Genomic DNA, 22,536 nt, shown 5'->3' with positions numbered 1-22,536 from the left:
ACAGGAATTTTGGCAGATGCTTAAACCCTATCTAAATCGACTAAATGCTTCGCTATCAGTATGTGCTTGGCTACTGTATAGTAGTCCTATTGTGGCGGCGCAAAAATGCGAGACAGGGATAGCCGATAAAGCCTATCAAGAAGTCTTATACTACTATTTTCAACACGATTTTTATCAGGCATTAACCCAGTTCGAAATTCTCCAGCAGGCCTGTCCAGATTCCTTATCCAGTATTAGCCAACCAGGGGTTGACCCCTATCTACTCAAGGGCGGAATCAGCCTAGCCTATGGTTTAGATGACCAAGCTGCTGATATCTTTAGTCGGTTATTAACTACTGCCGCCCCGTTAGAAACCCAAACCCAAAGCTGGTTTCTTTTAGGCAAATCTTTGTTTGAGAAACAGCAATACCAAGCGTCCGCCAATATTTTAAACAAAATCACCATTGATAACGCAGATGAGTATTTGCATACATTAGACAAAGACCAGTGGTTGTATATGCAAAGCCAACTTTTTAATTGGCAGATCACCCAATCTATTACCGCCGCACGGGACAATAGTTATTGGTTAGACGAGTTATCTGAAGACTCGGTTTATCGTCAGTACGTGATTTACAATCAAGGCTTGCATCAATTGCAATCTAATCAATATGCCGAAGGGGTCCAGACCTTAGAGCAAGTAGGCTTAGCTGATAAGAGTTTTTTGGATAGTTTTTTGGGCGGCTGGTGGTCGCCATTGACGGTTGTAGATCAAACTGAAACCGATGCACTTCGAGACAGAGCTAACCTCACTATTGGCTATGCCCATCTTAAAAATCAGCAAGCATTGGAGGCATTAGACGCATTTAACCGTGTGCGCCTTGGTAGCTTAGACTCAGATTCCGCATTACTTGGTTACGGATGGGCGGCAGCGCAAAGAGAAGAATATCAAATTGCCTTATCAGCATGGCAGCGTCTGCAACAACAACCTCGCAGTAACGAATATGTAATGGAGTCATATTTAGCTTCAGCTTATGCGTTTGAACAAGCATTTGCCCCCACACAGGCATTAGAAAATTTGCAGCGAGGATTGCAACGCTTTGCCTCTGAAAAGCAAATGCTGCGTGCAAATCAACAGGAAATTAATGATCAGTATTTTATTCAGTTAGCTAATACCGCTGACTGGTCTGAGCAAATACCGGCCCACTTATCGTCGATCATGCTCAGCAGCGAGTTTCGAAATCAAATGAGCTGGCTTGAAGAAAGTTTAGGATTACAAAGTCGATTTGATAGATGGCAACAGCAGCTTAATACATTCAGTTTAATGTTAGACGAGCGCGAAAAGGAAGCACAGTCAAGACAGCAGACCCTTAAACAAAGTGATTTATTATCTAAATTGCAACAATATCAAGGTCTACGGGAGCAATTGCACACTAGGTTAATCAACGCAGAAGATGAACCGCGAATTTTATCCGATGAACAAGAATTGGAATGGCAATCTCGGCTAGAACGGGCTAAGCAACGACACAAAGAAATCAGTGAAGCCTGGTTGAGATTAAATAAGAAACCGTTAAAACCCCGCTATGTTGCGCGCTTAAAACGGTTAGAAGGGATTATGCTCTGGAATGCCTCTGAATCTTATTCAACACGGCGTTGGCAAGCACAGAAAATGTTAAATGAAGTAGACGAGCTAATTGCACAAACGGCTCAACAGCAAAATCAGCTTATTGCACAATTAAACAAGACACCTGAATACCCAGCACAACGTCAAAGAATTGCGGAGCTTCAACAAACTCTTGAGTTACAGCAACAACAGACTCACAGAATACAAACTCAACAGTTAGCCAGTTTAAATGCATTATTTAAGGAACAAATACAACAACAAATCGACCAATTAGAGAATTATGAACTGCAAGCTCAGTTGGCCATTGTCAGACTCAATGACAAGGCCTTCAGAAAAGCTGAAGCCGATAGACAGGGAGCCAAACAATGAGCCATCCTGTTTGTCAGCTAATGTCCTTGTTTTCACTCACAACCTTGCGCTCGTTTATTGTCGTCTTGGGGAGTTTTTTCTTAGCAGCATGCGCTGGGTTGTTTGACGAACCGCCCGCAAGCAATCCTGTGGAAAAGCGTAAGACCCTGGGAGAGTTGTATTTCGAACCCGTTTCCTTGAATCATGATCCTTTGCCAGATCAGGGGCTGAAGACCTTACGCGATGCTTATGTCAATTTACTTGAAATTGTGGATGATCAAGAAACCATTAAAATTGTTCAGTATCGTTTGGCTGATTTAGAAGTCTTGCTTGCAGAGCAGCAACAAGAGGTTGGCGCTTCCCCGTTAGACAGAGGCGTATACGACTTAGCGATTGCTCAGTACCAATCTATTTTGGAGCGTCATCCACAGCAGAGGGAAAATGCAGAAGTACTGTATCAACTGGCCAAAGCCCATGATTTACAAGGTGAGTCCCAGCAGAGCTTGGACGTTATTGATGAGCTCCTGAGACAATATCCGAATACACTTTATTTGGCTGAATTACAGTTTAGACGAGGTGAAATCCTATTCAATAACCAAGATTATGTCAGCGCTATCCAAGCCTATCAAACCGTCCTTGATCAAGGACCGAATACTGATTATTTTATGACCGCTGCATATATGCTGGGCTGGAGTTATTTTAAGCTGGAATTGTATGAGGATGCGTTGATAGCCTTTACCCAGTTGCTTGACCAAAAGCTACCCAATAGTGTGATTGATTCGCAGATGTTAAGACAGTTAAATGCGCAGCAACAACTAGAAAGGTTGCCAGTAGGCGAGAAGCGTTTAGTCAATGACAGTATCCGTATTATGGCGTTGTTGTTTTCCTATCAAGGTGCTGAACAAAGTGTAAAAACCTTCTATCAGCAAGTAGGGGAGCGTCACTATGAGAATTTACTATATGATCGTTTAGGCCAACAGTTTTTAAATGAAGATCGGTTTCGAGACAGTGCATTGGTTTATCGCGGTTTTACCGACGTACATCCTGAACATAATCAAGCTCCGGTCTTCGCGGTGAAACAAATTGATGCTTATATCCTCGGTGAATTTCCCACCTTAGTGTTGCCAGCCAAACAAGATTTTGTTGACCAGTATGGGATTAACGGGCCTTTTTGGCAGGAATGGGGACAGTTGATTCAAGAAGATGTGAAGCCCTTTCTAAAAAAATATATTCAAGAGCTTGCACAGTATGAGCACAGTAAAGCTCAGTTACTAACTAAGGCGGTTAATCAACCCACCCAAGAACAGTTAGATAAAGTTGCAGATAATCGTCAAAAAGCACAGGTGGCTTATGCCAAGGCTGCCAGCCTTTATCGCGAGTTTATTGAAACCTTTCCCTATGATGACTTAACGCCGCAAATAACCTTTAACTTGGCAGAAAGTTTATTTGAAGCGCAAAACTATCAACAAGCAATTGTTGCGTATGAACGCTATGCCTATGAGTACCTCAACGAACCCAAAGCTGCAGAGGCCGGATATGCGGCCATTTTGGCGTTCAGGGCGCTGCGAGAAGGTCTAACCGATGCCAGCTTGCAACAACAGTGGCAAGATGAACAACTCGCCAGCCAGCAACAGTTTGTGAATCGCTTTGGCGCTGATCCCAGAGCCGTTGATGTGCAGTATGACACCATGCAGCAGCAGTTTGACCTGCAACGTTATTTACCTGCAATTAGAAGTGCTGAAACGATTCTGGCTTGGCAGCCCGAGGTCAATCCCGAACGTAAAATGGCGGGGCAGTTGGTAATTGCCCATAGTGAGTTTGCTCTCCAGCAATATCAGCAAGCCGAATTAAGTTATGAGCAAATTTTAGCCCAGTTAACCCAAGATGATCCCAGATATAACGATATGCTGGAACGATTGGCAGCAAGTATTTATAAGCAGGCAGAAGCTAATTTAGGCAAACAATACCTTGCTTTGGCAATTGAAGATTTTTTGAGGGTGATTGCTAAAACCCCCACAAGTAGTGCGCGGGTCAATGCGCAATATGATGCCGCTACCTATTTAATGGAAATGCAGCAGTGGCCTGAAGCCATAGGTTTGCTTGAAGATTTCAGAGTACGCTTTGCGTCCCATCCTTTGGCCGAAAATATCCAAGAAAAATTGATATTCGCTTATCAACAAAACCAAAATTGGTTGCCAGCTGCAGACGAGTTAAAACAGTTATGGCAAGCCAACCCAGATTCAGAAGAAGGGCGTGAAGCTTTGTATATTGCCGCTCAATATTATCACAAAGCCGAGCAGCGGGACTCTGCTCTTGATACGTACCGTACCTACGCCCATCGCTATCCATTACCATTTGATGAAGTCACCGAAGCACGTTTTCAGATGAGTGAGTTTTACCTGCAAAGTAATGAACCGAGCAAGCGTCGCTTTTGGCTCAAAAAGCTCATTCAAGGAGATGCACAGGCCAGTGTTGATCGCACTGACCGTTCTCGTTATTTAGCGGCAATGGCTTCAATGGTTTTCGCTGAAGATAGAGTACAAGCGTTCAATCGGGTGAAATTATCTTTACCATTAAATAAAAGCTTAAATAAAAAGCGTCAGGTTTTAGATGAAGCTCTGTCGGCCCTAAATGCAACCTTAGAATATAAAATTGCGGAATTTAGTACAGTCGCCAATTTTAAAATTGGTGAAATATATGGACAGCTCGCCCGGGATTTAATGGATTCAGAACGACCTAAGGGGTTGTCCGCGCTAGAATTGGAGCAATACAATATACTGCTAGAAGAACAAGCTTATCCATTTGAAGAACAGGCTATTAATATTCATGAAGCCAATATCCAGCGAACTTGGCAAGGTGTGTATGATCGTTGGGTAAAAGAAAGCTTTGATGCCCTAAGTGAGTTGTTGCCTGGCCGCTACAATAAACAAGAACAGTTGTCGGAGGCCAATAATGGGATCTTCTAACTCTCAGTCAACATATGCTCAATTACTGTTTCAAGGTTGGCGTGTTTATGTCTGCGTTGCACTGATGTTGGGGTTGTCAGGTTGCGCTAGCATGGACAGTTTGTTTAGCACCCAAGAAACATCCGAAACTAGATCAGCAGAAATTGAGACTGACCAACAAGATAGTGCCGCTACTAACGAGCCTGAGGTCGTCCCATTGGATCCGATGCAGGCCAAGCTGTTAGCGCTCAGATCACAACCGAACCTATATCTATCGGGTTCAACGCCAGTAACCGCAGCAGTCAAATACCAGTTCGACCAAGCCCTCGCTGCCAAGCGTTCTGGAAACCTCAAATTAGCCGAGCAGTTGTTACAAGCGTTAATTGTTGAAGAGCCTTCTTTATCTGGTCCCTGGGTACAGCTTGGGGATCTAAACATGCAACAATTTGCAGATAGTAAAAATACTGATCTGCAACAAAAACAAGCCTATTTAGTGGCCGCTAAGGACGATTATCAAAAAGCACTTAGTTTAAATCAACACAACTATTTTGCTCACAATCGTTTAGCCAAAGTGTTTCGAGAAATGGGTGAGTTCAAACAAGCAGAACAACACTATTTGTATGCAATTCAGAGTTATCCTGCTTATGACAATGCGTATTTAAATTTGGGTATATTGTATGATTTGTATTTAGATAAAAAGCAACTGGCCCTTGAAAACTATGAGCTTTACCAAGCATTTCAAAATAAACCTAAACGACAAGTTAGGGGATGGATTGCAGACTTGAAGCGACAGTTAGCAAAAACTCAAAATGGAGTTAACCAATGAAAATTGTCTTAGCCATGATAAGCTTTTCATTCATTACTATTTTTAGTTCTGTTAGTGTGATGGCACAATCTGAGCAGCCAGTTTCCGATTCTAATCAAACTAACACACAAAAAACGCAAAAAGTGACTGAAGTAAACGGTAAAATACTGATCCAAGATACTATTCGTGGAAATAGGGAACAACCAAGAGTGTTGTCTATTGTACCTTGGCAACCTCCACGAGATAAGGCATCCCTACCAAGCCCATTTGTTAAACGAATAGAGCAGGACTTTGTGCCCATCGACCGTGAAGAGTTTTCCCGAAAAGTAACGCACTTTGAACGAGCAAAGGGTAAAAAATAAAAACGTAACGGCTTAACACCTAAGCAGAAAAGTTATTAAATGTATTAACTGTGTGGTTAATCCCATACGCTAAAGTCAGGCAGTAACACGTAGACTGTCGGTATTGCAAAATTAAGGTAAATTTATGGATATTATAGTTCGCTTCTTTCAAGAAGGTGGTTCCTTTATGTTTCCCATTGCTGTGGTTCTGGCATTAGGCGTCGCTATCGCAATTGAGCGCTACGTGTTTTTAAGCAATGCTAAAAAAACCAATCAAAAAGCATTTAAATTAATTGAACCTATGTTGGAATCGGCTAACTACGAAGGTATTTTAACCTTCGGTAAGTCGAACCGTGCCCCCATAAGTCGCATTATTGGTGCTGGTATTGCCAGAATGTCTTTAAGCCAGCGTCGTGAAGATATTGAATATGCCATGGAGGAAGGTTTGATGGAGACCACTCCGCGTTTGGAAAAGCGCACCGCTTACCTAGCCACATTGGCAAATATCTCCACCTTGTTAGGTTTGTTGGGAACCATTATCGGCTTAATTGCCGCGTTTTCCGCAGTTGCAACTGCCGACCCATCTGAGAAGGCGAGCTTGCTTTCACAAAGTATCTCAGTCGCTATGAATACCACCGCATTTGGATTGATTGCGGCTATTCCGTTGCTAGCTTGTCACTCCATATTACAAACCAAAACCACCGAGATTATCGATAGTATGGAAATGGCCGGGGTGAAATGTTTGAACACGCTGATGGGGCGCCAAGCAATTTCTAGTCGTTCTCGTGATACGGATTAATTTCAGATGTTGGGCAGAAAAAAACGTCTGCAAAAGCAGGATGCTGAACTAGATATCACGTCTTTTATGAACTTGATGATAGTGTTAGTGCCAGTGTTGCTGATGATGATGGTATTTTCACGGATCACTGTGGTAGAGCTCACATTACCAGAGCTTGGTGAAGCATCTGAGCAATCTGATTTGGATGAAAAAGACAAACAGTTGGAAATTATTGTGCGTCAGACGGGGCTCGAAGTGTTTTATCCGCAAGGCTATTTGGTGAAAACAATACCGAATGTTGAGCAAGAGTACGATTATGAAGCCTTGCAATACGTATTAAAGCAAATTAAACAAACACTTAAAAATCAACAATTAGAAAAAAATCAGGCCACGCTATTACTAGAGCAAGATATTCCTTATCAGGTGATTGTAGCCTTGATGGATACCACTCGTTCTTATGACGAAGTGGTGGTGGCGTCTGTGGTACAGGCTGAACTGTTTCCGCAAATTTCTTTGGGTGATGCGCCAATCGAAATCCCATCGAATCCATCTAACCAAACCCCATAGCAGAGGATAAGCGATGAAAAAATCAGTACGCGCCTCTCGTATGGAGAGACATCACAAACGTATGGCGCAAACCTCAAAACTGAGTTTAGTGTCATTAATGGATATTTTCACCATACTGGTGTTTTTCCTAATGTTTAATGCATCAGATGTACAGGTTTTACAAACAGACAAAAGTGTTAAGTTACCTGAATCTAATGCTGATACCGCGGCACAGGAGACGTTAGTATTGTTGGTTAATGCTGAGCATATTTTATTGCAAGGTCAAAAAATGGCTGATGTTGCCCAGGTTATGTCGCAGCCAGAGGATATTATTCCTGCTTTAGAAAAAGAACTCACTTATCAAAAGAATCGTACAAAAATTATTGCCGTCGAGCCTAATGAAGAAGAGGATCCTAACGAGATTGCACGGGCTATTACAATTATGGGCGATCAAGCCATACCCTATAGTTTGCTTAAAAAAATAATGCAAACATGTGCGCAAGCTGGCTACACCAATATTTCTTTGGCAGTGGAGCAGAAACTACCTGCACAGGGGGAGCAATGAGCACCCTAAGTCAAAATCCATTTAGAAGTCAGTTGCCTTGGTCTTCCAGCGAACAAGAAAATACGTTTTTTAATAAACTAACCTTAGGGGCTTTAGGGATTACCCTCATTTTGGCCTTAACCGTTAAGTTGCAACAGTTACCCGAGCAAACGCGGGAAGAGAAAGAGCGAGTGCCTCCTCAACTGACACGAATTATTGAAGCACAAAAAGTTGAGCCACCTAAACCCATAGAGCCGCCAAAACCTATTCCGGATGAGATCCCTGAAGTGAAAAAAGATCCACCGAAAGAAGAGCCAGAACCGCCAAAGCCAGAGAAAAAGGCGGAAAAGCCCCAAGAAAAACCTAAAGTAGAAGTTGAAAAACCGACTGATGCTGAACTCGCTAACCAGGCAAGGGAAAAGGCAAGCCAAAGTGGCTTGCTGCAATTTACCGATGATTTAAACAGTATGCGCGATCAAGCCAATATTAACAATTTGGCAGATACCGAAATGATCCAGGGTGCCGGTAAAACCAATGAGCAACAACGGGCTTTTGTGGGAAAAAAGGTTGCGGATAAAAGTGGTGGTTTAAACACCAGTGCTTTATCTAGCGATGTAGGTGCTAGAGGGCAATTAGAAGGTCGAAAGACTACAGAGTTTGATGCGCCCAATGAAGGCTTAGCGTCTCTAGCGGCTAAAGAATTAGTGACCGAAGATACGGTGTTAGGAAGTCGAGATATCGAGTCGATTCGTAAAGGCTTTGATGCAAGCAAAGGGGCTTTGTACACCATTTATCGCCGCGCCTTAAGGGATGATCCAAGTTTGCAGGGTAAAATTACTGTTAACTTAGAAATTGCACCAGACGGTTCTGTGAGTAAAGTCACTTTGGTATCCAGTGAATTGGATTATCCAGAATTGGAAGAAAAGCTACTGAATCGGATTAGATTAATTAATTTCGGTGCAGATCAAGTGACTGCCACCATTTTGGATTATTCCTTAGATTTCTTCCCCTTTTAATTAACGCGTTACCAATGATGATTGCTGTAGCACCCACCTGTATTTAGCCCCTGTAGCACGGACTTCAGTCCGTGGATAACAGCTTGCAGTGATTTAGCCCCTGTAGCACGGACTTCAGTCCGTGGATAACAGCTTGCAGTGATACCGTTTAAGGCCACACCTCCACGGCATAAATACCGTGCTGCCAATGATGCTTGCTTGTAGCTCCCATTTGTATATAGCCCCTGTAGCACGGACTTTAGTCCGTGGATAACAGCTTGCAGTGTTACCGTTTAAGGCCACACCTCCACGGCATAAATACCGTGTTATCAATGATGCTTGCGTGTAGCTCCCATTTGAATATAAGCCTGTAGCACGGACTTTAGTCCGTGGATAACAGCTTGCAGTGATACCGTTTAAGGCCACACCTCCACGGCATAAATACCGTGTTATCAATGATGCTTGCGTGTAGCTCCCACCTGCAATTCAACTCATCTACCTCATCGCGATAATACAAAGCAGGCGACAAATATTGTATCTATTCATTAATCAACGTAAACTGCGCGCCAGAGCTGGTCAAGACAATCGCCGCCTTGTTACTTTCGGGTTTTCAAGGGGGAGGAAAGTCCGGGCTCCAACGGGCAGGGTGCCAGATAACGTCTGGGCGGCGTGAGCCGACGACAAGTGCAGCAGAGAGAATACCGCCTAAGCGCGCAAGCGCCGGTAAGGGTGAAAGGGTGCGGTAAGAGCGCACCGGGCCACTGGTAACAGTTGGTTGCAAGGTAAACTCCACCCGGAGCAAGACCAAATAGGGTTCCTTATGGTGCGGCCCGCATTGGAACCGGGTAGGTTGCTTGAGCCAGTGAGCGATTGCTGGCCTAGATGAATGATTGTTAATCTCTTTGAGAAATACAGAACCCGGCTTAATGACCAGCTCTAACTCCTCCCTCCACATCTTCTTATTGATAAACTTACTACTTTAAACCTATAAAAATTATAGAGTTAGTTGAAATAATGGGGTAAATTCATTTAGTCGGATCAATTTCGACCTCGGTATCTTAAACTCGCTTTATATTAGGAATGTCAATGAAAGGAACAATTCTGGATTTTGAGCCCAACTCGAAAGAAGGGGTCATCTGCGCCGACAATAAACGCTTCACGTTTAATATGGGAGAGTGGAAATACAATCATTCTGCGCGTCCGGGGCAACATGTTGAATTCGCTGCACACTTAGGTAAAGCCAAAGACATTAAAGCACTTTATAAAGCACCTAACGCTATAGTATTGGCATCTGAAACCATCAATGCAGTTAAACGCTCTAAAAGCGCTGTGGCATCTTTAATTTTTGGAATATTGTCCCTTATTTTTATTAGTTCTCTGTTGGCTATCATTTTTGGTCACGTGGCACAGTCTCGAATACGTCATAGTCATGGCAAATTAATTGGCAGTAAAATGGCTAGGTGGGGATTATTTCTAGGCTATATTGGACTACTCCTTAATATTGTTTTCTTTATTATACTGGCTGCACAAACAGGGCCAGGTTATTAGCGGTTAGGCAATGGTTTGCCGTCATTTTCTGCCGCTAGCCTTTCTACTTTGCCATTTTGTTTTGGCATTTTGTGCAAAGATGCAAGGTAGCGCAAGCCTGGAAAGATTCGCTTTCTGGTCAATCTAAAGTTTATTTCAAATTAATACGTTAACATGTTGATTTTGAATGGTTAATTTAAAATCAAAAATTCCCGCGTAGAATTTACACGCCATGTGAAATAACTCTCACCGAAGACTGAAAAATACCTCTGTTGGCATTATTTCTGCTAGCTCTTGGCTATGTAACCTGTTTTAAAATGACTTTTAACATGCAAATCAATACACAACCTCTTTCTTTGTTTGATTATTTGGATAATCAAACCCAAGGTAACCAAGATCTGGAGAATATCGCTAACACTGCCAAGCAAGACATTAAAAGTGGCTTAGCAGTGTTAGACAGTGGATTAGCTAATCAGGAATTTGAAGAGACCTTGCGGTTACTTGAAAAAGGCGAAATTGATTTAGATTTGAATACTGTCGAAAACTACTATCAATTCAATCAGAATCGATTAAATCAAGAAATCGAACAGTTATTTGCACAATTTGACTCTGTTGATAATCTGCAAATTAGTATCGAAAATGAAAGGCTAACAGTAACAGGGGATGAGCAATCTGCCGAGTCTCTGCAAAAGTACCTAGATCGTGACAGTCGTCTTAACAGTTTAGTAAAGCAAACCTCAACGTTATCTCAATTTGTTGAGTGGGGTAAAGCAAAGGAGCAAGCGGCGGTTTATCAGGAGGAAAATATGCCAGAGGAAACCCTTGTTGACTATTTAAAAGAGGCAAGGGAAGTGGTTAACAATAGCAATGAGTTGGTAATCAGCTCTAAAGGTGGCTATTTTACCTCCCATGGGCAAACTGATGTATTAACGAAAAAATACTCTGAATCCGAAGATTAAAAAAAAAGCCAAAGTAACAAGACCCGTCCCCTTAACTCATATATGAATTTTGGAAATTGTTTAAAGCTTCTGTAAAAGTAGCATAAGGAATATAGCCACTTTTCACTTCTGAGTTTTACCCTCGCCCTGCAAAATGGGCGTTTATGACAGTAAAAAGTTAAAAGTCATATAAGTGCAATATTAAAGTCATATTATCATCGCAATTAAGAAAATTATTTGGTGTGTTTTACTGCGATGTCAACAAAGCAATACTCGCTGGCATTGCTAGTTTCAATGGTGTGCATAGTTTGTTTAGGGGCGATACTCACTCGCCAGGCTACGCCCTATGTCAAGCTTTCCAATTATTCTACCTATGCTTGCGAAACTGGTGCGCCCCTTGAAAAGCGTATTAAACTGCATTTAGCTGCCCCAATATTTATCAAAACTATTGCTGAAAAATTGTGCCAATCCAAGTTGATTCAACAACAATATGGAAAGGTAATTGTATCTTGGAAAGCAAGAGATGCCATTACCGCAGCGGATATTACTGATACTGAGTTCTCGCTGTTAATTGGTAGAAAACACACCTTTACTGGGCTGGTACCAACGTTTGATGCATCATATAAACTCTTAGAGCCTAGGGTTAATTTCACCCAGTACAAAGTTTATTGGTTTAGCCACGAACCCTTCAAGAATACGCTTCATCAGCAACTCTTAGGTAAACGTATTGGCGTGATAAACGATAAAGTTAGCCATACCCATTATTTACTGCCATTGACAGCTTTAGGTCAAGCCAATGTGCACCTTGAACAAGTTGATCTTCGTTATTACGACAATGCCTATAAATTATACGAAGGGTTTAAAACTGGCGAAATTGATTTAATTAGTAGTGGCGCTTGGTTTGAGCAAGAGGTGGACGGTCCTATCTACAAGTCTTTAATAACCGCTGATGCCAATATTGGCGATGTGTTTGTTAATAGACAGATTTCTAAACCTATTCAGTGTGAAATATTTAAAGGGATTCAACCTTATATCCATTTCATTGATCAGTTGACTCAAAATCAATTAACACAAGTCAAAGTGAAGAGTCAAAGTATGCAGAGTCATAATCTGAAGGATTGCGACGGATGAAAAAGTGGGTGATTTCCGTTGGCGCATTTTTACTGTTATGGATAAGTTTCACTCTTATAAACGTATTTTGGGTGAATTACACCACCATACAGTCATTTGACCGCCACTTGAACACTGCGTTTTTAGAAATTAAACAAACTAAAACCTATTCTGACAACATGTTCTACGACTTCAAACAGCAACTTGAAGAACGATTATTACTCGATCTGGTTGATATTTCCCCTTCTTCAATTATTTCAGTTCAGAAACGTTGCCGGGGGGTTGAGGTTGAAGTGCATAGTCAAACGCAATCCTCTGAACTAGAAAAGTCGTGGATGCATGCAAATATTCTCATTGCACCTTATGATTTAGTTGCTAGCATTAGCTTAGACTGTGAAGTTAAATGGCCTCAGTTACTTGGATTAAATGCATTGCTTGCAGCCTTGATGCTATTAACTTTTCATTATTTACCTCGCCCCATATCCACTCACCAGCAGCATTGGTATAAAACTTTATTAGCATCAGGACTGAGCAGGAAAAAGGCAGGATACTTTAGCTTTTGCCTATCTCAATTTTCCACTGAGCAACTGCAAATATTTCAATTTTTACAGGGGCAAACTGATGATGATATGGAAATTATCGTTAAATGGTGTATGCAAAACGTGCCCGATGATATAAGTGATAATCAAGTCAGGTGGTTTTGCAAAATCTGTCAAGATTATCAGCAAAAAGATCAGGCATTAACTATCGCTATTCACGAGGATGTGGTTGAGTTCAATACCTCTGAGCACTTGGTTTTAATCCACGGTTTCCCATTAACACTTCCCAAAACGCCTTATTTTTATTTCTTGTGGTATGCACAAAAACGTCTGCAAGGAGATGGCTGGCAAAAGAACCCTGCCACCAATCGGCCAGACAAAGTGGCGGCATTAGAGCTTATTCAACTTATGCATCAATACGGTGGGCACGGCAAAGCCATAAATGATTTGGAAGTCCAAGGCTTAACCTCTAAAAAACTCGATCAAAATAGAAACAAAATAAAAGAAGAGTTACTTCATTGTTTAGGTGAAGATTTAGCTGAAAATTACTTATTTGAATCGCGCAGAGATGCTAAATCACAACGTTATTGGTATCGAACACACTTTGATAAATCAAAAATAGTCATACATTAGTTTATTTTTGATGTTTATAAGTTGTTGAAATATATAGATTTTAATTTTAGAGATGTCTCTAAAATTAAAAAAACCTCTTTGTCATATTTTGGCAATCTAAACCCCCCAGCATGCACCGCAAGTTTACACCATCATATTAATGTCAAAATAACCGGAGCATCATAAATGCGATACTTAAACCCTGTTTCTGCTGCAGTTTTTGTAGCCTTAACAAGCTCATCCTTCAGCGCCCTTGCACAATCAAATAGCGACGATGATAGCATTGAAGAAGTGGTTGCCATCGCTTCACCAATTCGCGATAGTCAAAAGGCGGCAATAGATGCTAAGCGCAATGCCACCAACTTTGTGGATGTCGTTGCCGCAGATACTATAGGTCGATTTCCTGATCAAAATTTGGCAGATTCTTTAGGGCGGGTTCCTGGCTTAGCCATTGAGCGCGACCAAGGTCAAGCGCGCTATATTAATTTCCGTGGTGCACCATTTCGTTATACCACTATCGCTATTGATGGCATCGTTATTCCTGGTGCAGAAAATGGGCGTATTCCCCGTTTCGACAGTTTTCCTTCTGTGATTACGAGTCGTATAGAAGCGAACAAAGCGATTACTGCCAAGATGCCTGGTGAGGCAATAGCCGGTTTTATCAACATTGGCACATTTAATCCATTTGACGTGCAAGGCTGGTCTGTTGCCGCAGATGTAGGGGCAGGAACACAACAATTAGGTGATGGTGACATAGAGAAATTTTCTTTGCGTACCTCATACTCCGAAGATGAATGGGGATTCTCCCTATTTGGCTCAAAGAATAGTCGTGAACAAACCACGGATAACCGAGAATATGACTTAGAGTACGTTGATGGACTGCGCCAGTTGAACGAAATTGATTTTCGCAGTTACAAAGTCAAACGAGAAGATGAGTCATTAGGTGGCAGAATTGAATATCGACCAAATGGCGGAATGGATCGGGTTTATCTAAGTACACTGTACACAAAGTTTAGCGATCATGAGCAACGTAATCAGTATGTATTTGATTTTGCTGGTGGCGCTGGGGCAATCGACGCGCCCACACCAACCGGAGATACCGGCTATTTGCCCGTCGTGTTGGCTAGCCGTTTACTGGAAGAGGGTGTGTATGAGAATTCAACTTGGACTAGTACGTTAGGATTCGACAAACAGTTAAGCGACTGGTTTATCGAGGCAAAATACAATCGCACTGAAACCAGCAATGAGACTTTTTTACCCATTCCATATAGCGTTGGCGGTGCAGTAGCAGCAAGCTATGACCTAACGGATATCAATGATCCAAAGGTTTCTTTATTTTCTGCAGGCACAACAGATCTTATTAGTGTTCAAGACATTAGTTATGCCGCAAATTTAGGCTTAATAGTGGCTGGTAACTTGGATATCGACTCGGATCTAATCAGCATCGACGCAGAACGTTCACTCAACCTGCTAGGCCAGGCTTCTGTTCTAAATACCGGTTTGAGCTTGAATAAACGTGAAGCACAGGGCAATGGCATGAGCAACGGGATAACCAGCTTCCCGGTCGATGAGGTTGATATTGTTAGTTTCGATACTGGCGAGTTGTGGGACACTGATTTTACCAATAGTTTGAATGCCAGCTATTACGACAATCCGGGTTTATTACAAGCCTGGGAGGCAGCAGCAGGCGCCTTAACGCCAGCGGCATCTGATGATCAGGTTATTTCAATTGAAGAACAAATTAATGCTGTTTACGCCATGCTTACCACTGAAAAAAGCTGGGGTAACTGGGTTGTTGGCATGCGAGTTGAGCAAACTGATTACACAAGTTCAGGCCCTAACGGCAGTTATTCCGATGATGATATTCATGTTCTGCCAAGCGCATTGGTTAACATCAATTTAGCTGACGATTTAAAATTGAGGCTGTCGTTAAATAGCGCTATTAGCCGTCCAACTTATGGCGAATGGAGAGCGTCGGCATCGATTGATTATACCTCAAGTCCAGTGCAAGTTAGCGGCGGTAACCCTTCGTTGAAAGCCGAAGAGGCTTGGGGAGGGGATATCGCATTGGAATGGTATGCAGCTGATGCCAGTTTACTCTCCATAGGGCTGTTCACTCGTCAAATCGATAACGTGATATATGCTGACAGTAGTGCCATAGATGGCGGTGTTTATGCTGACGCCAATGCCGGTGAAACTTGGCAGTACACCGGCTTTATCAATGGTCAAGATGGAAAACTTAGTGGCCTAGAAATCAATGCAATTGTTCAAGCATCTGACATGCAAATAGACCTGCTAGAAGGTTTTGGTGTGAGCGCAAATGCTACCTTCTTAGACAGTGAGTTCACCACGCAAAGCGGCACGACTTTCAGCTTACCTGGCACTTCAGAGGCAATTTATAACGCATCAGTGTTTTATGAAAATGATGCTTTCTCTGCGCGTTTGAACTATCAGTATCGAGATAGTTGGCTATCCACCACGGAAAATGATTCCATGGGGGAATATTGGGCTGCGCAAACCCGTGTGGATATATCTCTAAGTTACGCTCTGCCTTGGGATGTTATGGGCGGTGAGCTGTCAATTTATGCCAACGCCAATAACCTTACAGACGAGTTGGATGTGCGTTATGTAGGTGATTTAACTACGCCTAATCAAGTAGAGCGCTACGGTAAACGCTACCTTGTTGGCGTGCGTTTTAACTACTAAAACAACATCAATGGGCGTTAAATCGCCCTTTTTTGTCGACCAAATTGGAGCAAATTATGAAAAAAAATAAGTTTAACAAACCCTGGATTTTATTCTCAAGCATGCTTGGCCTGGTAACAGTGGCTCATGCCTATGCTCTCGAAGCCAACGTCAACTATGATACTCAAAATCAAGCTTATCACCTAAATTGGCAGGCTGAATCACCGGTTACCGTAAAAGCTTTCCCTGTGGGCAACGAAAATAACGTTATTCTCATAGATAGCAACAACAGTGGCAATGAAGTGCGTTGGCAAGCCCCTGCAACCCAGCGTTACCAATTTATTATAGAGCAAAGCAATGGCGAGGCAGTTGAGTTGCGAACCCGGGTTTTACCTTTCGCTGGCGGACGCAACTTCCGCGATTTGGGCGGCTTTAAAACCAAAGACGGTAAGCAGGTTAAATGGGGAAAGTTATATCGTTCAGGTGCAATGCATAACTTGACCTCTGATGACTATGCAACAATAAGAGATTTAGGCATTGCCACCGTGGTGGATTTTCGTACCCCAGAAGAGCGCGCGTCAGAAAAAACTGAATGGCAAGGCGGCGAAGTAGAGCATTACACTTGGGATTATGCCATGGACTTTGATATGGAATCGTTTAAAAGTGTGATGAATGGACAGCCCATAACATCAGAAATGATGGAAGGCGTTATGGCCAGCATGTACCCGGGTATCCTAAGCCAGCAAAAAGAGCATTATAAAGCGATGTTCGACAGATTGGTTGAATCTGATGAACCTTTGGTTTTCCACTGCACTGCAGGTAAGGATCGCACCGGTATCAGCGCTGCGCTTATTTTAACCGCACTAGATGTTGAGCGAGATGTCATTATTCAAGATTACGAATTTACCGAGCAAGTGTTAAAACCTGAGGACCTATTGCCACCTGCAGGGCATGCAAACGAACCAGCAGATCCCATGATGGCAAAGTTGGCTAAGCTACCAAAACCTGCTTTAGCGGCTTTAATGGGGGCCAGAAAAAGCTATATACAAGCAGCGTTTGATGAAATGATTGCTCAATCGGGTTCGGTTACAGCCTATATAGAGCAGGAATTAGAAGTAAGCCCTGCAGATATTGAAGTGTTGAAAGCGCATTTTTTAGAGTAGATCAGATAAAAGACCTTTTGTTGGTTAATTCGATATAAGGTTAGTGGTGAGCCATCTATTATTTTTCATAATGGATGGCTTTTTTGCTAGTCTTAGCTTTTACAAAGCGTCCTGTTTAAAACGATATTGACAGTTAGACTTTAGTTCAATTGTTAATCAGTTCTAAATTAGGGTAAATTAACCAAAACTAAACCGATTTTTATACTGAATTCAATTCAAGTGAGGTTTAACATTAATAAGACCATCATCCCGACAATACTCGATATTGAGGCCAGTGGATTTGGGAGTCACAGTTATCCCATCGAGGTAGGCGTTGTGACCTATTTGTCGCAGCGATATTGTCGCTTAATTCAACCTGAAGCTGATTGGCGGCATTGGACTCAGGAAGCTCAAGATTTGCATGGCATATCCCGTGAAATCTTGCTGGAAAAAGGTGTGTCTGCTAAACAGGTATGTTTCGATTTAAATAACCTGTTAAATGGTCAAACTGTGTACTCAGATGGTTGGGTTGTGGATTATCCGTGGCTGATAAAACTGTTCAGTGCTGGTAACCAAACCATGAAGTTTAGATTGAGTCCTTTGGAAAATATTCTATCTGAGAAACAGATGGAACTTTGGCATGATACCCAAGAAAACTTAGCTAGGAGTATGGATTGTACTCGGCACAGAGCCAGTTGTGATGCAGAGTTAGTGCAGAATGTGTACGTGCAAACACAACACGATTCTGATCTCACCAACTCTACAGCATTTCATTTTTAACCGATCTTTTAGTGTTTGGCGGCGTAGTCTTCTACTTCACTCCACACACGCAATAAGTTTGTTCCTAGAATTTTCGCAATATCCTCTTCATTATAACCTTTGTCCAATAGGCCCTGCACTAAGTTAGGATAAGCAGATACGTCTTTCAAGCCAATCGGCAAAGAATCACCCACACCATCATAATCTGAACCAATCCCAACATGATCAATACCGACCAATTTAACTACGTGGTCTACATGATCAACAACGGTATCCACATTGGCAAAAGGGAACGGATTATTTTTAATGTACTCTTCGTCAAAATTTGCTAATTGCTCGCTATCAGCGCCAAACTCTTGTTCAATGGCTTTGCGTTTCTCACTCAATGTGATGCGCCAGCCTCTAGAGACTTGATCAACAAAAGTCGAGCCAAAGTTAATCATCACAACGCCGCCGTTTTCAGCTAGCGCCACCAGCATTTCATCGGTCATATTACGTTCAAATCCTGGGGTGAATCGGCGCAATGACGAGTGAGATGCAATAACTGGTGCTTTACTGAGTTCGATAACTTGGTAAAACGCATCATCGGAGACATGGGAAATATCTATCATTATGCCGATATTGTTCATTTCGCCCACCAATTCTTTGCCAAATGGGCTTAACCCTTTCCATTTTTTGCGCAGATCGTATGATGAATCAGATATGTGATTGGCTAATGAATGGGCCAAGGTAATATAACGTATACCTCGGTCATAGAATGTTTTCAGGTTTGCCATATTACCTTGTAACGGAGAACCATTCTCCATCCCCATAGGTAAAGAAATTAACCCTTCAGCAAATTGCTTTTTAACATCATCAGGTGATTTAGCAATGGCAAACTTATCTGGAGCTCTGCCTACAATCGCTTCAACGTAATCAATTAATTTGTGAGCTAACGCTGTGGATTTCGGTGAGTCATCTAAAGACGCTGGAATGTAGATTGACATGAAAGGTGCATTAAGTCCGCCCGCTTTTGCTCTTGGGTAGTCAAAATCGCCACTGTCAGTGGCCAGGGTTACATCTTCCCATTTTTGTTGAAGACGATATGGCACATCAATATGACCATCAACTAAGATGTACTTTTGGGTTAACTCTGTGGCTTTTTCTGATGCATGGAATTCACCATCAGACGCTGTAACACAGCCACTCAAAGCTAATGCTGTACAAATCCATAAACTCTTTTTCATACTGTTTTCCTTATTATTTTATGTATAAATGAATGACTCAATGTGACCTGAATTGAAAAGCCCATGTCATGGATTGCTTTGTTTGTTTTAACGTTAAACCGCATGTAAGGGGGAACCGTGTTGCAAATCCACACGAGTTATGACCTTCGCCCTTAGCCAAAGCAGCCCTTAAAATTTCAGAAATAGTATGATCACTAAGATGAAATAGTGAAATGTTAAAACCCAACAAACCCAAGCGTTACATGAAGTAACCAAAGCTGCTGTTAACTATCCGGTATTTTGTAATTGAATACAAGGTCGAGGAATAGCCCATTATTTTTATACTTGTTTGTTCGTGTTTCGAATTCTAACCTTGTTACACTGACTAGCTTATCATCTACTGAGATATCAATTAATGGATTTTTTAAATCAAGAAATTCAAATACTGGATGACGTTTGGAATAACACAAGACCATGAATTTACGTAAAAGTAATATTGCCAAGCTTTCTCAACAGACCTTTGATGTGCTCATTGTTGGTGGTGGGATCAATGGTGCAGTTTCAGCCGCTGCGTTATCGGCTAAAGGGGCTAAGGTAGCGCTAATTGATAAGCGGGATTTTGCCGGTTTTACGAGCTCAAATTCATCCAATTTAGCTTGGGGAGGGATCAAATATCTAGAGACTTTTGAGTTTGCTTTAGTCAATAAGCTATGTAGAAGTCGCAATCATCTAATGCGACATTATCCCTCCACCGTTCAGGAAATACGTTTTTTCACGAGCATTCAGCGTGGTTTTCGTTTTAATCCCGTATTTATTTACATGGGAACCCTTTTATATTGGCTAATGGGGCGTTTTTTCACAAAAATGCCTCGCTACTTATCTCCCGAAAAAATGAAACAAATGGAGACTATTGTTAACACTGAGCATATCTCAGGTGGTTTTGAATATTCAGATGCTTACTTGCATGATAACGACGCCAGATTTGTATTCAACTTCGTTCGCTCTAGTATGAGTTATGGATGCATAGCCGCTAACTATGTGGGGTTAGAGCATTCGCGCAAAGTCGATGATATATGGTTTAGTGAAGTTACCGATCAAATCAGTGGCGAAAAAATAGAAATTTCCTCGAAAGCTATCATTAATGCAACGGGCCCTTTTGTCGATCAGGTAAATCAAATTAATAATCAAACCACCGAGCACCATCATCTGTTTTCTAAAGGTGTGCACTTAATTGTAAACAAACTCACAGACAGTGAAAAAGTGCTGACTTTTTTTGCTGATGATGGCCGTTTATTTTTTATCATACCTATGGGCCCTAAAACCTGCATTGGCACAACCGACACTCAAGTTGATGGACCTCAGTCTCAGGTAACCGATGAAGATAGAGATTTTATCTTGTCGAACGTTAATAAACTCTTGTCCTTAGCTCAGCCTTTGACTAAAAAAGACATTATAGCAGAGCGTTGCGGGGTGAGACCTTTAGCCATGAAAGGCAAAGGAGGTGAGGCTGACTGGGTGAAGTTGTCACGAAAACATGCCATTGACGTCGACAAAGACAACCATTATTTATCAATATTTGGGGGTAAATTAACCGACTGTATCAACGTTGGCGAGGATATTTGTGAGTTAATAGCGTCCTTTCATATTCCCTTGGCTTACAAAAATTACAAATGGTACGGCGAACCCGGCGAGGCGGTAAAAAAAGAGTTTTTCCATCGTGCCAAATTGATGGGATTGGATGATCTTACCCCTAGCAGTTCGTCGGAACCCCTAACCCAACGATTTTGGCGTAGATATGGGCGAAATGCTATCAATATGCTGGAAAGCATTCGCGAAAACCCAGATATGGGAAAATTACTCATCGAAAACAGCGAATACCTTAGAGTTGAAGTGGAACATGCAGCCAATCGTGAAATGATAACAACCTTAGATGACTTTTTACGGCGGCGCTCAAAAATTGCCTTAGTGGTTCCCCAACAAGATATCTTACAGGCACCGGGGTTAAAGGAAGCCTGTCACATTCTATTTGGCGAAGAGGCCGAGGCCAAACTCGCAGAATATATAGCCACAGTGGTTAATTCCTAATAATTTCAGACCGAAGTACACTTTTTAATAAAGTATTTCTAATTTAAAGGGCTAGGGTGGTGACTTCCCACGCCAAATAAAACATACTTGCACACTTTCTGGCACAAACTGACTTATATTTTACCGTGCTCAGGCAGTGCAAAGAGCTAGTAAAGTGTTTGAAAGTGATTTTAATCTCCGTCGTGTTTTCCCCGCGGAGCATCATTTAAAAGAGAACAAGAAGTAATGAAAACGAATTATATTCCACTGGATAAAAATAAACATAGTGCGTTAAAAGTAAAGACCCAGCATAACTTTGAATTTGCTAAAGAAACGCATTTAGCCTCTGCTACATTGCGTGAGTACGCGCAAATTGCCAGTTGTATGCCTATTGTCTTTATTAAAGATCAAGCTTCAGGCAATTTCCATTCAATCGCCATGCTTGGTTTGGAGCAAGGTACTAATTTATATTTCAAAGATGACAAATGGTTAGGCCATGTTATGCCTTTGAACATTCAACGTTACCCTTTTGATGTGCGCCCTGACGGTGACAAGCTAGGCGTTTACATTGATGAAACTAGCGTCTTGGTTGGCGAAACAGAAGGTGAAAGTTTATTTACTGCCGAAGGCGAGCCAACGGATTATCTAAAAAATCGTCAAGACCTACTGGGCGAAATTACTAACAGTGAATTGGCAACCCAGCGTTTTATCAAACGAATCGTTGAATTAGAATTACTCGATGCAGTGCAATTAAATGTTCAGTACGGTAGCGGTGAAAAACGTGCTGTTACGGGCCTTTTTACTATCAATGAAAAACGCGTCAATGAGTTATCAGACGAAATTATTATTGAGCTAAAAAATAGCGGCTATCTTGGCGCTATCTATACGGCAATGTTGTCACTTACGCAATTAAACCGTTTAGCACAACTATCAGTCAACACTGAAAAGCCTATTCGCGCTATTCAAATAAGCGTCGTTGACGATACTAAAAAAGAAGAAGCTAAAGAAGAAGCGCCAAGCGCTTAATACTTTTTAACGCTACTTCGTTAAATA

General features: G+C 41.9%; 18 protein-coding genes and 1 other RNA gene. 18 read left to right on the top strand and 1 reads right to left on the bottom strand.

Annotated features, from left to right (window positions below):
* Nucleotides 1–16: 16 nt before the first annotated feature.
* The 16 genes from Q4574_RS06300 (at nt 17) to Q4574_RS06225 (ending at nt 18,235) form a co-directional block, all read left to right on the top strand.
* On the top strand, nt 17–1,969 hold the full coding sequence (locus Q4574_RS06300) for a hypothetical protein (protein ID WP_303472670.1): 1,953 nt from the start codon (nt 17–19) through the stop codon (nt 1,967–1,969).
* On the top strand, nt 1,966–4,914 hold the full coding sequence (locus Q4574_RS06295) for a tetratricopeptide repeat protein (RefSeq protein ID WP_303472668.1): 2,949 nt from the start codon (nt 1,966–1,968) through the stop codon (nt 4,912–4,914). The genes Q4574_RS06300 and Q4574_RS06295 overlap by 4 nt, the downstream gene beginning before the upstream one ends.
* Nucleotides 4,901–5,719, top strand: coding sequence for a M48 family metallopeptidase (locus Q4574_RS06290; RefSeq protein WP_303472666.1), 819 nt, complete (start codon nt 4,901–4,903; stop codon nt 5,717–5,719). The genes Q4574_RS06295 and Q4574_RS06290 overlap by 14 nt, the downstream gene beginning before the upstream one ends.
* Nucleotides 5,716–6,060 (top strand): hypothetical protein, encoded by a 345-nt coding sequence (locus Q4574_RS06285; protein WP_303472664.1) that lies wholly within the window; start codon nt 5,716–5,718, stop codon nt 6,058–6,060. Before Q4574_RS06290 ends, Q4574_RS06285 begins: the two co-directional genes overlap by 4 nt.
* A gap of 124 nt (nt 6,061–6,184) precedes the next feature.
* On the top strand, nt 6,185–6,838 hold the full coding sequence (locus tag Q4574_RS06280; protein WP_303472662.1) for a MotA/TolQ/ExbB proton channel family protein: 654 nt from the start codon (nt 6,185–6,187) through the stop codon (nt 6,836–6,838).
* 6 nt (nt 6,839–6,844) lie between these two features.
* A complete protein-coding gene (locus tag Q4574_RS06275) occupies nt 6,845–7,384 on the top strand; it encodes a biopolymer transporter ExbD (RefSeq protein ID WP_303472660.1) in 540 nt (179 codons plus the stop codon).
* 13 nt (nt 7,385–7,397) lie between these two features.
* Nucleotides 7,398–7,928, top strand: coding sequence for a biopolymer transporter ExbD (locus Q4574_RS06270; RefSeq protein WP_303472658.1), 531 nt, complete (start codon nt 7,398–7,400; stop codon nt 7,926–7,928).
* Nucleotides 7,925–8,923 carry an AgmX/PglI C-terminal domain-containing protein gene (locus Q4574_RS06265; protein WP_303472656.1) on the top strand — a complete coding sequence of 333 codons (999 nt, stop codon included), beginning with the start codon at nt 7,925–7,927 and terminating at the stop codon, nt 8,921–8,923. The genes Q4574_RS06270 and Q4574_RS06265 overlap by 4 nt, the downstream gene beginning before the upstream one ends.
* 547 nt (nt 8,924–9,470) lie before the next feature.
* Nucleotides 9,471–9,844: RNase P RNA component class A (gene rnpB / locus Q4574_RS06260), an RNA gene on the top strand.
* A 144-nt stretch (nt 9,845–9,988) separates the two neighbouring features.
* Nucleotides 9,989–10,450, top strand: coding sequence for a DUF4190 domain-containing protein (locus tag Q4574_RS06255; RefSeq protein WP_303472654.1), 462 nt, complete (start codon nt 9,989–9,991; stop codon nt 10,448–10,450).
* Nucleotides 10,451–10,758: 308 nt separating this feature from the next.
* Complete coding sequence (locus Q4574_RS06250; protein ID WP_303472652.1) at nt 10,759–11,388, top strand: hypothetical protein; 630 nt, start codon at nt 10,759–10,761, stop codon at nt 11,386–11,388.
* A gap of 234 nt (nt 11,389–11,622) precedes the next feature.
* Nucleotides 11,623–12,498 (top strand): hypothetical protein, encoded by an 876-nt coding sequence (locus Q4574_RS06245; RefSeq protein WP_303472650.1) that lies wholly within the window; start codon nt 11,623–11,625, stop codon nt 12,496–12,498.
* Nucleotides 12,495–13,649, top strand: a complete 1,155-nt coding sequence (locus tag Q4574_RS06240) for a hypothetical protein (RefSeq protein WP_303472648.1) — start codon at nt 12,495–12,497, stop codon at nt 13,647–13,649. Before Q4574_RS06245 ends, Q4574_RS06240 begins: the two co-directional genes overlap by 4 nt.
* A gap of 165 nt (nt 13,650–13,814) precedes the next feature.
* On the top strand, nt 13,815–16,334 hold the full coding sequence (locus tag Q4574_RS06235) for a TonB-dependent receptor (protein ID WP_303472646.1): 2,520 nt from the start codon (nt 13,815–13,817) through the stop codon (nt 16,332–16,334).
* Nucleotides 16,335–16,390: 56 nt separating this feature from the next.
* Entirely contained in the window at nt 16,391–17,476 is a 1,086-nt protein-coding gene (locus Q4574_RS06230) for a tyrosine-protein phosphatase (protein WP_303472644.1), read from the top strand.
* A gap of 219 nt (nt 17,477–17,695) precedes the next feature.
* A complete protein-coding gene (locus tag Q4574_RS06225) occupies nt 17,696–18,235 on the top strand; it encodes a hypothetical protein (RefSeq protein ID WP_303472642.1) in 540 nt (179 codons plus the stop codon).
* 8 nt (nt 18,236–18,243) lie between these two features.
* Here Q4574_RS06225 and Q4574_RS06220 read toward each other — a convergent pair whose 3' ends face one another.
* The gene (locus Q4574_RS06220; RefSeq protein WP_303472640.1) at nt 18,244–19,440 is read right to left on the bottom strand and encodes a dipeptidase; all 1,197 of its coding nucleotides are present in this window, start codon (nt 19,438–19,440) and stop codon (nt 18,244–18,246) included.
* A 453-nt stretch (nt 19,441–19,893) separates the two neighbouring features.
* On the opposite strand from Q4574_RS06220, the gene Q4574_RS06215 reads away from it, so the two are divergent.
* Entirely contained in the window at nt 19,894–21,504 is a 1,611-nt protein-coding gene (locus Q4574_RS06215) for a glycerol-3-phosphate dehydrogenase/oxidase (RefSeq protein ID WP_303472638.1), read from the top strand.
* A gap of 225 nt (nt 21,505–21,729) precedes the next feature.
* Complete coding sequence (locus Q4574_RS06210; RefSeq protein WP_303472637.1) at nt 21,730–22,509, top strand: SapC family protein; 780 nt, start codon at nt 21,730–21,732, stop codon at nt 22,507–22,509.
* Nucleotides 22,510–22,536 lie beyond the last annotated feature (27 nt).

Origin of the sequence: Aliiglaciecola sp. 3_MG-2023 (assembly GCF_030548205.1) — a bacterium.
GTDB lineage: Bacteria > Pseudomonadota > Gammaproteobacteria > Enterobacterales > Alteromonadaceae > Aliiglaciecola.
This window is presented reverse-complemented; position numbering and strand designations above follow the sequence as displayed.